A 12,750-nucleotide genomic window follows, 5' to 3' on the forward strand; every position below is an offset into this window, starting at 1 on the left:
TCTTATTGCTCAAAATTATTTAAATTGTTAAAATATAAAGCATAACTTCCAAAGAACGCTGATTTTGTATGCGTGCTGGAATTTTTTCTTGTTTTACGTTCTTAAACTGATTTTGTTCTGCCAATTTTTGAATGTAGTCAGGATGATGGCTGAAACGGGCACTTGTTTCAAGTGACCAGAAGGTTGTTGCGCTGATTTCAGTGGTAAAAATAAAATAGCCTCCAAGCTTTAGGTGTTGATGAATGGTATGAAATAACATATCAAGCTCGCCAAAATAGGGGAAAACATCCGCTGCAATGATGAGGTCATAAGAGGCTTTATTTTGCTGAAGAAATTGACTGATTTCAGCTTCCACCAAATTATCATAAATTCTTTTTTCTTTGGCTTGGGCCAGCATTTTTCCTGAAATATCTACCCCAGTTAAATGTTTACTTCGCTCACGAAGAACAATGCCTGTGAGGCCGGTTCCACATCCTAAATCCAAAGTATGAGCATTTTTAGGTAATTCCAATTGATGGATTTCACGCGCTATATGTTGTGGGATGGAATACTGTAGTGTGCTCTTCATGTGTTGATCATAATAAAGTGCATAGTTATTAAACAAATTATGCGCGTATTCAGGAGTGGTTGTTGCCTGTTCATCCCCAGTCAAGGCATGGAGCATATGGGCGCTGATTGTATCTTGAGGATTAATCGCCAGAGCCCTTTCTAAGTATTCTTTTGCTTTGTCTCTTTGCTCTAACTTCAGATAAATTGCAGCTAAATTATTTAAAGAGGAGGTATGGGTGTTTTCAAGCTCAAGGATATGTTCAAAAAGAATAATCGCTTCATTCAAATGCCCCAAAGCCATTTGCGCTACGCCGGAATTGTATAAATATTCAATATTATCAGGTTCTTTTTGAAGTAATACGTCATAATGCATGAGCGCATTCTCAAAGCGATCATGATGCATGAATGTAGCGGCCAAGTTATTACGCGCTTCAATATTTTCATTATCTAAGGCTAATGCTTTGCTGAAATAATCAATTGCCAATTGGTTTTGCTGTCTTTTCAAAGCAATGACACCCAAATTGGAAAGGGCTTCTATTTGCCTGCTGTCTTGTTCCAAAACATTTTGAAATGCTTTTTCTGCATCAGCAAGGGCATTTTTTTCCAGATGCAACACACCCAGATAGAAAAGGGCTTCGGTATGAAAGGGATTTAAGGATACTACGTTATTAAATTGGACTTTGGCGGCTTCCAATTCATTATTTTGCAGCAGTAATAAACCTAAATTAAAATGTGCGGCACTAAAATCAGGTTCAGCATGGACTGCTCGCGTATAATGTAATAGAGCTTGGGCATAATTATTTTGCAATGCATACACCGTTGCCAGATTATTATGGGCCTGAGCATAATCTGGCTGCAGTTTGATGGCTTGCTGGTAATATTTAATTGCTTTGTCCAGTTGATGTGATTTTTTGTAGGCATTCGCAAGGTTATTCAACAGACCCGCATTATCAGGATTTAAGGAAAGTGCTTGTAATAAATAGAGAATTGCATTATCCATATCACCTAATTGAGCATAAGTGAGTCCTAAAAAATGCAACGTGTTCAGATGCTTGGGCTCCTGAGACAAGATTTGTTCATAGAGACTAATAGCTTGTGGCAACTGACCTTCATACTGGAATTTATATGCTTGCGCAAAGAGTGTATCCGTATCCATCATTAATTCTTAAGTAGAGCGCGCAATTGCTTTAATGCTTGTGCACGGTGACTGATATTATTTTTAATTTTAGCAGGTAATTGTGCTACTGTGCATTGAAAGTCAGGGATGTAAAATATGGGATCATAACCAAATCCACCCTCGCCCACGGGAAAGGTATGAATTATTCCTTTGCACCTGCCTGTGGCAATGATTGGCATAGGATCTTTTGCATGGTGTACCAGTGCAATCGCGCAATAAAACCAAGCTTCCCGTTGTATTGAGGGTACATGAGTCATTTTTTCCAATAATAAACGAATGTTTTCTGCATCGGTTGCATTGGTCCCCGCATAACGAGCAGAGTAAATACCCGGCTCGCCATTTAAAGCGGGTACTACTAACCCCGAGTCATCGGCTAAAGCAGGTTTACCCGCATGTAAACTGGCGTGGCGTGCTTTGATGAGTGCATTTTCTATAAAACTTAAACCATCCTCTAGTGCATCTGAAATTCCTAAGTTGGTTTGTGGAATGCACACAATTGGAGATAATAAATCACGCAATTCTTTGATTTTACCGGGATTACTGGTAGCAAGAATAATTTCTTTCATAATTTAGACCACAAAAAGTAGATAAAACGTAACTTGGAGCAGTGCAGCAGAACCCGTATTAAGTTGATATACTAATTTACCCCCCCGTGTTCTGTTCCTGAATCTCCATAGCGTTGAAAAGCTACAGCGCTATTCCGACGTCCCGCGGCTTGTCCGCGAGATCCAGATGATCTATGCTAAAAACTGAACCCCGCGGACAAGCCGCGGGGCGTCGGCAGAGATACGTAGAGGAGACAGCAACTCGTTTGAGGAAGAAGGATTTTCTATTGCGCTTCCCACCGATTTTTTAACTTTGTTATTTAAAGAATCCAGTTTAACGTGAGAGATTAAAAATAGAAATTAAATTTTTATTAGGTTATGCCGTTTAAAAAATCTTAATAGAGATCAAAATTTACTTTTTTTGAACATTTTACTGCTCAAAAAATGCACTAAATAAATGGCGTTATTACAGCACTTGGGCTAGAATATGGTTTTTGGCCGGAGCATGATGATGCCTTTTACACATCTTTTGTTGGCTCTTTTAGTTGTTGTGATTTGGGGGGTAAATTTTCTTTTTGTTTCCTTCGGACTGGAAGAAATTTCGCCTTTGTTACTCTGTGCCTTACGTTTTTTACTGGCAAGTATTCCAGCCATTTTTTTTATTAAAATTCCTCAATCTTCATTCAAATCGATTGTCCTCTATGGTTTTGTCATGTTTGCATTACAATTTGCTTTTCTTTTTATTGGCATGAATATTGGTATGCCTGCTGGAATGGCATCGTTGCTTATGCAAACACAAGTATTTTTCAGTATGTTTTTTGCAGTGATTTTCTTGGGTGAACAGCCTAATACGGGACAGATTCTTGGAGCACTTGTCGCTTTTGCTGGCATTGGTTTAGTTGCTATGCACTTTGATAGTGATATCTCTTTGGTTGGCTTTGTCTTCATTCTTGCCGCTGCAGCAACTTGGGGAGTGGGGAATTTAATCACCAAGAGAATTAAAGGAAGTAATACCAACATGATGGCAATTATTGCATGGGGAAGTTTTGTTGCATGTATCCCTATGTTCCTTCTTTCTTTGATGTTTGAAGGACCTTCGAGTTTTGTTTATACCTATGAGCATATAAGTTGGCGTGGGACCTTATCGTTGTTTTATATTGTTTTTGCCTCAACTTGGATAGGTTATGGCGTTTGGAACTGGCTCATTGCTCGATATCCAGTAGGAGTGATCGCACCATTTACTTTATTGGTTCCTATTGTTGCTATTTTGAGTTCTGCTTTAGTTCTGGGGGAACCTTTTCAACTATGGAAGCTTGCTGCCGGATTATTAGTGATTGGTGGTCTGTGTATCAATGTATTGGGTGCACGTTTCTTTGCAGTGAAAGTGCAATCAGAAGCTGCCTAAAAATGGATAAGCCCAATAATGTAGTCTGGGTGCAGCGCAGCGAAACACGGGTTCCGCTGCGGCACCCAGGCTACATTTTTATTGCAAAAATGAGATACTATATGTCTTTGTGATATATTGGCCCTTTAATTGTGATTAATTCGAAAACCATAATGTTGTGTGCAGATGATTTTGGTTTGGAACCCGGAGTTTCAGAAGGGATTTTAAAATTAGCACGCATGGGACGGTTGTCCGCTGTGAGCTGTATGGTGAATATGCCTGGTTTTATTCCTTATGCCAAAGAACTACTCAACGTAAAAAAAAGTAAACCCATCAAAGTTGGTTTACATTTTAATCTTACGGAAGGTTATTTAGCATCTATTCCAGAAAAATCGTGCTTTTCTTTACATGAATTGCTCATTAAAACGCATATGCGCTCGATAAAATTATCCTTCATTGCAAAAGAATTTTTGGCGCAACTGGAACAATTTACAGAAACCATGCAACAACTTCCCGATTTTATTGATGGCCACCAGCATGTCCATCAATTTCCTGTAATACGGAACGTTATTTTAGATCTCTATGCACAAAGATTGAAAAGTCATGGCACGTCAATTCGTTCCACTTGGCCTTCCATTAATTTGCCTCAATCTCGGTTTAAAGGAAAAATATTGAGTCTTACAGGAGGTAAGGCTTTGTTGAAGCAACTCATCGAATTGGGCATCCCCCACAATCGTTACTTCTCAGGTATTTATGATTTTGCCCCGGCAACAAACTATAGAGAATTATTCAGGAAATGGATGAGTTTAGCCAGGGATAATACTCTAATTATGTGTCATCCAGGGGGAGGCTCCAACACTACAGACCCTATCGCGCATGCGCGCCTTAAGGAGTATAATTATTTTTTAAGTGACGAATTTTTAAAGGATTGTGATGAATTTCAAGTGCACTTTGAGCAGCACGAGAATTTATTATAAGACAAGTTCAAGATAAATTTACGCGCCCAATTTTTTTATGTATTATCTTCTAGCGAGATGTCAACAAACTCTGGATAAGTGTAATCTGTTTAAATAAAAAGGAAAAAAAATCTTGAATGATTTTTTGTGGATCTCTTTGGGTGCAATCATTGGCGCAAACTTGCGTTATCTTGTGAGTCGTTTTTCCGCTAAGTATTTATCGGCAGATATTCCTTTTGGAACATTCATTGTTAATCTTACTGGAAGTTTTATTCTGGGTTTTTTTCTTGCCTGGACTTTAGAGCGAGTGGAGGTTGATCCGCGATGGCGTTCGTTTGTTGCCGTTGGGTTTTGTGGGGCTTACACCACGTTTTCAACCTACAGTTACGAAACCTATATGTTTCTGGAGCAAAGTGATTATGGACTTGCTGCACTAAATTTTATTTGCAATAATCTTTTTTCACTATTGGCAGTTATTGCGGGCATAGTACTCGCTCGGGCAATTTGAAATGAATCATGTAAAAGTTTCTATCTACATTAATGAATCGGACAAATGGCAGCATCGTCCCTTGCACATTGAGCTGTTAACTATGCTCGATAAAAATGAAATTGCAGGGGGAACCGTCTTGCGTGCAGTTGCTGGATTTACATTTAAAAGTCCTGTTGTATCTGCCTCATTGGTGGATATAGGTAGTAAGCTTCCTTTAGTTGTGCAATTCATTGATACAGCAGAAAAGATAGAATCCATATTACCTAAAGTGAAAGAAATGGTTGGAAAGCGCCTCATTATTCGCGAGCCTATAGAAATAGTTAGTGGGATTTATCCTGACTCTTATTAACATCTATTTTCTAGCATGACCGAACATATCAATGCAAAAATAAAATGCTCTGCACATTGTATATAATTCAGCCCCGATTTTACCTGAAACTTTGAAGCGCAAATTTGCAAATTTTTTTCTATATGGCAAATTGTAACTTACTCTTTTCCAGATTGAGTTATTTCATGCCATTAAGTTGCTTGTAAAAATCTATTTATATACTATAATAATCTATAAATAGAGGGTTTTTACCATGAATCATTTGCATTTGGCATCTTTAACATCTCAAGATTTAAGTGAAGACGTTCTAAAACGTAATACCCAGAATGTGATTATGCTTTTTAAGCATTGGCAATTAAAAAACGAAGAGGAGTGTGAGCTTTTAGGTGGGATAAGCCCCGCACAACTTGCCAAATTTAAAAGAGGAACGGCGCATATATCTGGCAGAGACACGATCGAACGAGTAGGTAATCTCTTAGGAATTCATAAAAATCTGAGAATTCTCTATCCCTACAATCGAGAAATAGTCTATCAATGGATAAAAGGGCGAAATCAAAAACTCCATAATCTTTGTCCATTGGATATTATGTTGGAGCAAGGTTATATTGGAATTGCTCAAATAAGACGACTTACTGATTTTATGCGAGGTCAGTAACGTGTCATTATTTGATGCTGTCAGAGAATATTCACAAGATATTTTTAGAAATATAAGAGGCATAAAAGTTTCTCAGGATTTATTCGATGATCTCAGTGATGATCCAATCGATTGGGAGGCGGCCAATACCATAGAAAGTCATACTCATCCTGCGCTAACCAATCAATCGTTAATACAACGGGCATTTGATTACAGTAAAAATGATTTTATTGATTATCCGTTTGAAAAAATAACGCGCTCACGTTACAGCGATGGTGCAATTGCTTGCTGGTATGGATCAGAAACGCTGAAAACGACAATTTATGAAACAAGATATCATTTTATTCAGGAAATCAAAGATTCCTGGGAAATTTTTCAAACCCAAGATACAGTGATTATCGATAGACGGGTTGCGAAAGTTTATTGTCAGGGATTAGGTCTTGATTTGACAGGGAAAAAAGAAGAGTTTCCCTGGCTCGTTGATCCGGATAATTATACGCAATGCCAAGAAACCGGGAGAAGAGTCGCGCATGAAGGACATCCATTATTGATTGTTCCATCCGCTCGGGATCCAAAGGGAATTAATCTCGTAGTTTTTAATCCCGCGTTGCTTTCTAATCCCAGGGAGTATTGCAGGCTACAGTATGTCTTTGATCTAAAAAAGAAGAAAATACAATGTCTTAGAGGGGAAAAGGAAATCATACTGGAACAAAGTAACGTGAATATTTAAAAATCGTAATCTATTTTATTTTAGCAGAAGGGAGATTGTAACAGCTCACGGAGGACCTTCACATTGCTTGGATACTATGCGGTGGATCTGTGGGTATTTTTAGGAGGAGATTTTGAATTTAAAGCCGAATGGCTGTTTCTTGGGCGGGACTGATCGCTTACTCTAACGGCACGCCCAAAATCTTGATATGACGAAGCTATAAATCGAAACAAATCCCAAAACAAGAAACAAAGCAAATAAGTAATTTAGGGCAGTATAACGTAAAAGCAAGAAATAAAGCATTTCATTAATGATTCCTGCAGAAGCTGCAACCAGAAAAAAATGAGGTAAGCTCAAATTTTTTTCATTATGCAGTTGAGAAAAGGTTAAATATTTGTGGCCTAAAAAGCTGACATTAAAAGCGATCAGAAAGGCAAACACATTCGCTACGAGCGCCTGGAAATGTATAAATTTCACCAAATGGAACACAGTAAAAAGATGCACGAATGCGGCAACACTACCAATGCCTACAAAATAAATTAGCCTATGTCTTAATTTAAGTTGTGCTGTCATTAAAACTGGCTTCCTCATCAATAACATAATGAGGCCTGTGTTTTACCTCATCAAAGACTCGGCCTATATATTCACCGACTACGCCCAAGGCAAAGAGTTGCAAACCGCCAAAAAAGGAAATCGTGGTGACTATGGTTGCCCAACCGGGTGTTTCTATACCGAAAATCAAGGTGCTTATTATAATCCAAATGCCATAAAGAATCGCCAGGGTTGCCACACCAATTCCACCAATAGCAATCATACGCAATGGAAATGCAGTAAATGAGGTAATCCCAGTAATTGCCAAATCCAAGAGTGAGTAAAAATTCCATTGTGACGTACCTGTTTTGCGAGGTTGGACTTCAAAAGGAACAGCAATTTGTTTAAATCCAACCCAGCTGTATAAGCCCTTCATGAAACGATTCCTTTCGGGTAATTTTTGGAGTGCTTTGACAATCTTGCGATCTAAAAGTCTAAAATCGCCAGCATTTGCAGGGATATTAATACGATTTATCCGTGAAGTAAGCTGATAAAATGCCTTGGCACAAGTTCTTTTTAACCAGGATTCATCCGAACGGTTTTGCCGAACTGCATAAACCATATCATATCCCTCTTCCCACTTGGCGATGAACTGGGTTAAGAGTCCTAGGGGATGTTGGAAGTCCGCATCCAGCAGAATCACTGCATCACCCTGGGCATGGTCAAGCCCAGCACTTATGGCGTTTTCCTTGCCAAAATTTCGACTAAAACGAATGCAGCGAAGAGAAAATTGAGTTCTTAATTGCTGAATAATTACCGGTGTATTATCCTGGCTGCCATCATCTACAATAAGTATTTCATAGGCATAGCCAAGATTTTTTATTGTATCAATCAATGCGGCAATAAACTCGGCAATTCCTGCTTCTTCATTATAAACCGGGACAATGTAGGACACACGTTTTGTATGATTTGCTGGTTTGGACATATCTGGATTAATCGTTTTGATGTTATTGCTACTGTAAATAAATGCTTATATAGTACCTTGAATCGTGAATTCTCGTAAGTAGGATTTAAGTTTTTTCTTTATTAGAGGCTTTTTTAACCCCATGTGCTTCTTCTGTGCAACTACATAAATCCCCCTTGCTTTATAGATAAATGGTCTGAAATAACGGTGTCAGGCCTGGCATTACCATAGTCTTTTATGGTGTTACTTAAAAAAAGATTAACCTTACTTTTTGTAAAAAAACTGAGGAGATCGTTTCCTGGATCAACGATGTCGATGTTTTTGTGTCCATTGTGATTTACAGTCTTTTGCCAATTATGAATAATGTCTTTTATTTGAATGTTTGCATTATCTTTATTAAATAAATTGTGGAGTAACAGTCCCCACGCTTGTATTTGTTGAGTTCGCTCTAGAGGTTTGGGATTCTTGAGCGTAGTACTTAAAACATCTGTAAGTAAATTTTTAAAAATTTTCCCAGCAACCGTAGAATTTAATTGTTGTAGTTGTTGATCAGATAAATTTAAGCCAAGAATTTCCCTGGTTAACAAATTAGAAATTTTCTGGTTCCCCATAACAGTAGCTATCTCAAGGGGAGTCGAGGCAACAATAGAATTGTTGCCTTCATTCTCTTTAATTAATTCGTTCATTTCATCAGTTTTATTATACGCTGAGGCAAACTGTAAAAGAGTATCTTTATGATCGATACATATGTGCAGAGGATTCACTTTTTTTGTCTGTAATAATACCTCAACTATCTCAGGAAAATTATTTTTTGCAGCAATATAAAGCGGACCATTCCCATTTTTAGTGAGTACATTAGGATCTGCATTAAACTCAAGCAGTAACTTTACAAGTTCTAAATTACCTTGAGAACATGCAAAATAGAGTGCTGAGTAATGGCTCCCTGGAGAGGGTTGATTAGGATCTGCTTGTGCCTCAAGTAAAAGGCGCACAACGTTCAAATCTCCTTGTACGCAGGCGCGATATAAAGCGGTAACTCCCGACTCTTTATGGATTTGATTCACGTCAGCACCATGATCAATAAAAGCTTTGACCACATCCGCATTTCTTGCCAATATAATCTCTGTAAAGCAAGAGTTTGAATCAACGCCGGCTTCTAATAAAAAATTTACAGTTTCAAATTGCCCAGCCCTTCCTGCTTGACGTAGAGCAACTTCCCCTTCCTTCCCATATCCATTACTTGGAGAGTTCCCTCCCATTTCCATCAATAAAGTTAATTCATTAATAAAGCCTCTTGCAGCAGCTACATGAAGCCAGCTATGGCCATTTGAATCGGCTAATTGTTTCTTTTCATCTGTTATAGTATGGATGCGTTTCCACTCAGGATGTTCTTTCCAATGATTAATGACTTCTTGTATTTCATTTTCTGCTTCCTTGCTTGCAAAAATTTCTGATGAAAATGTAGCAACGCCATTTTTAGAAAAAGCAGAAAGAATGTGTGTTGCCATTTCTTCTGTGCTCTCGAGATATTGAGTTGGCAAACGATTCGAATCAATGAAAAGCAACTTTTTATTCGGATCATAGCCAATGGTAATAGCATGCCCCACGCTGTTTAAATTAAAAGCTATTGGATTTGAAACAGGTGGGTGTTTATCATTAATAGCTGACTGGAGTGTATCCAGATAAATTTTTAAATCCTCAGCTGAATAAGCTCCGCAGAAAAAGTCAATCCGGCTAATTCCTTGTTTTTCCTGTAACTTATTAGAAATTACAGTCGGTGAAGTAGCAATGCCATGTTGTATTTTTGGACCCATTCCTCCTTCGAAAATCTCAGGATATCTACCAGGCGCAAAATAAATAGATATTCCTTCAAAAAATGGAATTATATCTAGGATTTCATTCATCTTATATTGAGTGTTTCCTATTACTATAGGATCAGCTTTTTTTAGATGAAAATTTATATATTTTTGTTGTAAAAATGATAATATGAGTTGTTCTCTTCTTTCGTTCAATTCATTTAATTTATTTTCGTCAAGCTGATTATCTCTTTCCAATTTTTCGATAATTTTGTTTAATTCATTAAGTTTTTCTACAAGTATGGGTTGCTTTTCAATTTGCTCTCTTTCCAGCTTTGTTAAAGATAAAAATGCCTTTTTTGCTTGTTTTTTGGCATTTTGAATAATAACCAACGACTTCTGTTTGGCTTCATTAATCGTGTTTTCGAATTGATCGGTAGGAATTTTTGCAATGAGCGATAATCGTCGATTAAAGGTATCTAAGTCATTTGCAAGAATAGCTTGTACCGCCATATAAGCTAAGCCATAGCAAACACCGTCCGGATCCGTATGGTATCCCAAGCACTGCATGCGCTCCATAAGCCAGCTTTGGCCGGGAGAAATTTCTAATTTAGAATCAGTCATAATTTATCCATAAATTATTGAATAATTATAGATCAGTTTGCTTGATTTTACTCGTTAAAGTAGGAACAATGACTTCGAAAGAAATAGGGTAGTGTCGCGGACGACTGTAAATAAATGCGTATATATTAATTCCCGGGAATTCTCATAAGTTGATTTGATTTTTTTTCTTTTTAGGGGATTATTAAGCTGATATTATGTTCCTATTTTTGCTTCCAGCTCTATGGACAAGGCATGAAGTATATTGATTTTGAAGTATTGTGGAAAAATCAGAAGGGACCAATTTTCCTGGATGAAAAAATTGCTAAATTTTTATTTAAACAAAAAGAGGGAGTGAATTTCTTATCCCCTTTGTCCGGCAGCTTGGGTTCAGGGAAATCATCCAAAATAAGTATCTTTAACAGCTCGCCCCCATTTATCTTTAGTCATCAATTAGTCCTATCCGGTAAGAATCAGTGGCATGTTATTGATAATACGCACAAAGGCAAAGGGGGGTTTGGTTCAGTAAACGAATCAAAATATAAAATTGTGGTAACTCGTGATGCAAAAAATAAGCGTTATCAAGCACGACTAATCCCTGTAAAGGATGTAGTCAAAATTCAAAAACCTTCTAAGGATACACCCTATCCTGAACTATTGAAGCGAACGACAAAAGAAGCGTTCAGACAAAAAAAACATGGAGTCAATGTTGTTGGGGTAGTTGGAACAGGAGATATGGTGATTACCATTCTTGAGGATTGTGGTACCAGCCTGGATAAGCTGTTACCGTTTACACCCAGCTACAACTATACGTTTCAGTTTCGCTTGGAAGTGGCGGGGCGTATAGCCTGCGAGATGCTTTTGTTACAACAAAAGGGAGTTGTACATCGTGATCTTAAGCCCGCAAATATTTGTTATAAGAAGCTGGAGAATGGACAATTTCTTATAATTTTTATTGACTTTGGTTTGGCCGAAGACGTTGATTCCAAAAATAATCTGAAAACTTCAGGAACACTGGCTTATATGGCTCCAGAAGTAATTTTGGGGAAAGGCAGTACTTATCAATCGGATATGTATGCATTGGCAGCAATATTGGGTGAGATCTTTGGTGCACGACATATTTTAAAATATAAGGAATTAGCAACGAACCTAGCCGATATAGCTGAGGCTCCCTATTGTTTTGATGGTTTATTTGCAGGTTATGATGTATCTGAGGTTGATCCTTATCTTTTAGAAGATATAAAGACTTTGCTCCATTGTTTGCAAAGTGGAAACCCTGAAAAACGGCCAACGATTGATCACGTCAATAAATTTCTTATTACTTTGCCCTCCAGGATGGACGCATATAAAAATTTCAATGCTCAATGGGCTATTATGGCCACGAAGTTTGCGGAATTTGAAGCGTATCATCAACAAATGAATTTATTAAAGTCAAAACATGATTTACTTCCATTTAGAAACAAGCTATTGCATGTTCCTAATCCAGTAAGCCATGTATTTAATGGAGAGATGCTTCGCAAAAGAGAGGAAATTTATAAAGAAATTTCAACTTTTGCTTTACCTCGATCTCATTACGAATTATCAAAAAAATTGATTGCAGAAAATCGTAGAGCAGATTTTGAAAGTGAAGATAACCCTTACCCTAATTTGGAAAAAGTAATACACATGTTAGCACAGGAAAATTTAAACTTTAAAACCGCAATACGCAGTTTTAATGAATGCGTCAATGTGATTCTAGATGGCAAACGATTAACAAGAAAATTTATTACTACGAACAGTACGGGGATGAGAAAAATTGCCGGCATTTTAAGTTCTAGACTATCTCCTTTGGAACAGTTAGAAAAATTACAGCAAATTGGTCAAGCAAAGACAACAGCAGGATTATTTTACTTTTTCAGTCATTCGAAGATTCTTGGTAAAGGTCGACATGAGAATATGGAGAAACTTTATCAGAAACTTGCTCGAATTGATCCCCAAAAAGAACAAACGGAATATTTGGCAAAAACTCAATTGGACGAGATTACCCAATTTATTCAGAATACAAGGAAGTTTACGCATTAGTACCTTGTAGCTTAGGTATGGCGTAT

The 12,750-nt window shown here is 37.6% G+C and carries 12 protein-coding genes; 7 read left to right on the forward strand and 5 right to left on the reverse strand.

Annotated features, from left to right (window positions below; translation table 11 throughout):
* Positions 1–19 precede the first annotated feature (19 nt).
* Positions 20–1,705, reverse strand: a complete 1,686-nt coding sequence (locus tag LXO92_RS04450) for a tetratricopeptide repeat protein (protein WP_182352731.1) — start codon at positions 1,703–1,705, stop codon at positions 20–22.
* A 2-nt stretch (positions 1,706–1,707) separates the two neighbouring features.
* Entirely contained in the window at positions 1,708–2,292 is a 585-nt protein-coding gene (gene rdgB / locus LXO92_RS04455) for an RdgB/HAM1 family non-canonical purine NTP pyrophosphatase (protein ID WP_182351517.1), read from the reverse strand.
* Between the two features lie 490 nt (positions 2,293–2,782).
* Between rdgB and LXO92_RS04460 the strand changes: the two genes are divergently transcribed.
* The 6 genes from LXO92_RS04460 (at position 2,783) to LXO92_RS04485 (ending at position 6,793) form a co-directional block, all read left to right on the forward strand.
* Positions 2,783–3,676 carry an EamA family transporter gene (locus LXO92_RS04460; RefSeq protein ID WP_182352732.1) on the forward strand — a complete coding sequence of 298 codons (894 nt, stop codon included), beginning with the start codon at positions 2,783–2,785 and terminating at the stop codon, positions 3,674–3,676.
* Positions 3,677–3,807: 131 nt separating this feature from the next.
* A complete protein-coding gene (locus LXO92_RS04465) occupies positions 3,808–4,632 on the forward strand; it encodes a ChbG/HpnK family deacetylase (RefSeq protein ID WP_182351518.1) in 825 nt (274 codons plus the stop codon).
* A gap of 112 nt (positions 4,633–4,744) precedes the next feature.
* A complete protein-coding gene (crcB, locus tag LXO92_RS04470) occupies positions 4,745–5,119 on the forward strand; it encodes a fluoride efflux transporter CrcB (RefSeq protein ID WP_182351519.1) in 375 nt (124 codons plus the stop codon).
* A 1-nt stretch (position 5,120) separates the two neighbouring features.
* Positions 5,121–5,450 carry a DUF190 domain-containing protein gene (locus tag LXO92_RS04475; protein ID WP_182351520.1) on the forward strand — a complete coding sequence of 110 codons (330 nt, stop codon included), beginning with the start codon at positions 5,121–5,123 and terminating at the stop codon, positions 5,448–5,450.
* A 232-nt stretch (positions 5,451–5,682) separates the two neighbouring features.
* The gene (locus tag LXO92_RS04480) at positions 5,683–6,084 is read left to right on the forward strand and encodes a hypothetical protein (RefSeq protein ID WP_182351521.1); all 402 of its coding nucleotides are present in this window, start codon (positions 5,683–5,685) and stop codon (positions 6,082–6,084) included.
* Between the two features lies 1 nt (position 6,085).
* Entirely contained in the window at positions 6,086–6,793 is a 708-nt protein-coding gene (locus tag LXO92_RS04485) for an RES family NAD+ phosphorylase (protein ID WP_182351522.1), read from the forward strand.
* A 162-nt stretch (positions 6,794–6,955) separates the two neighbouring features.
* Here the strand turns inward: LXO92_RS04485 and LXO92_RS04490 are convergent, their stop codons facing one another.
* The 3 genes from LXO92_RS04490 to LXO92_RS04500 all read right to left on the reverse strand — a co-directional run bounded on the left by LXO92_RS04490 (position 6,956) and on the right by LXO92_RS04500 (position 10,687).
* Positions 6,956–7,345, reverse strand: coding sequence for a GtrA family protein (locus LXO92_RS04490; RefSeq protein WP_182351523.1), 390 nt, complete (start codon positions 7,343–7,345; stop codon positions 6,956–6,958).
* The gene (locus LXO92_RS04495; protein WP_182351524.1) at positions 7,329–8,288 is read right to left on the reverse strand and encodes a glycosyltransferase family 2 protein; all 960 of its coding nucleotides are present in this window, start codon (positions 8,286–8,288) and stop codon (positions 7,329–7,331) included. Before LXO92_RS04495 ends, LXO92_RS04490 begins: the two co-directional genes overlap by 17 nt.
* Positions 8,289–8,428: 140 nt before the next feature.
* Complete coding sequence (locus LXO92_RS04500; RefSeq protein WP_232890447.1) at positions 8,429–10,687, reverse strand: ankyrin repeat domain-containing protein; 2,259 nt, start codon at positions 10,685–10,687, stop codon at positions 8,429–8,431.
* Positions 10,688–10,918: 231 nt separating this feature from the next.
* Here LXO92_RS04500 and LXO92_RS04505 point away from each other — a divergent pair, with 231 nt between their 5' ends.
* Entirely contained in the window at positions 10,919–12,724 is a 1,806-nt protein-coding gene (locus tag LXO92_RS04505; protein ID WP_232890448.1) for a protein kinase domain-containing protein, read from the forward strand.
* Positions 12,725–12,750: the final 26 nt, after the last annotated feature.

The sequence above is a fragment of the Legionella resiliens genome, assembly GCF_021344005.1.
Classification (GTDB): Bacteria; Pseudomonadota; Gammaproteobacteria; order Legionellales; family Legionellaceae; genus Legionella; species Legionella resiliens.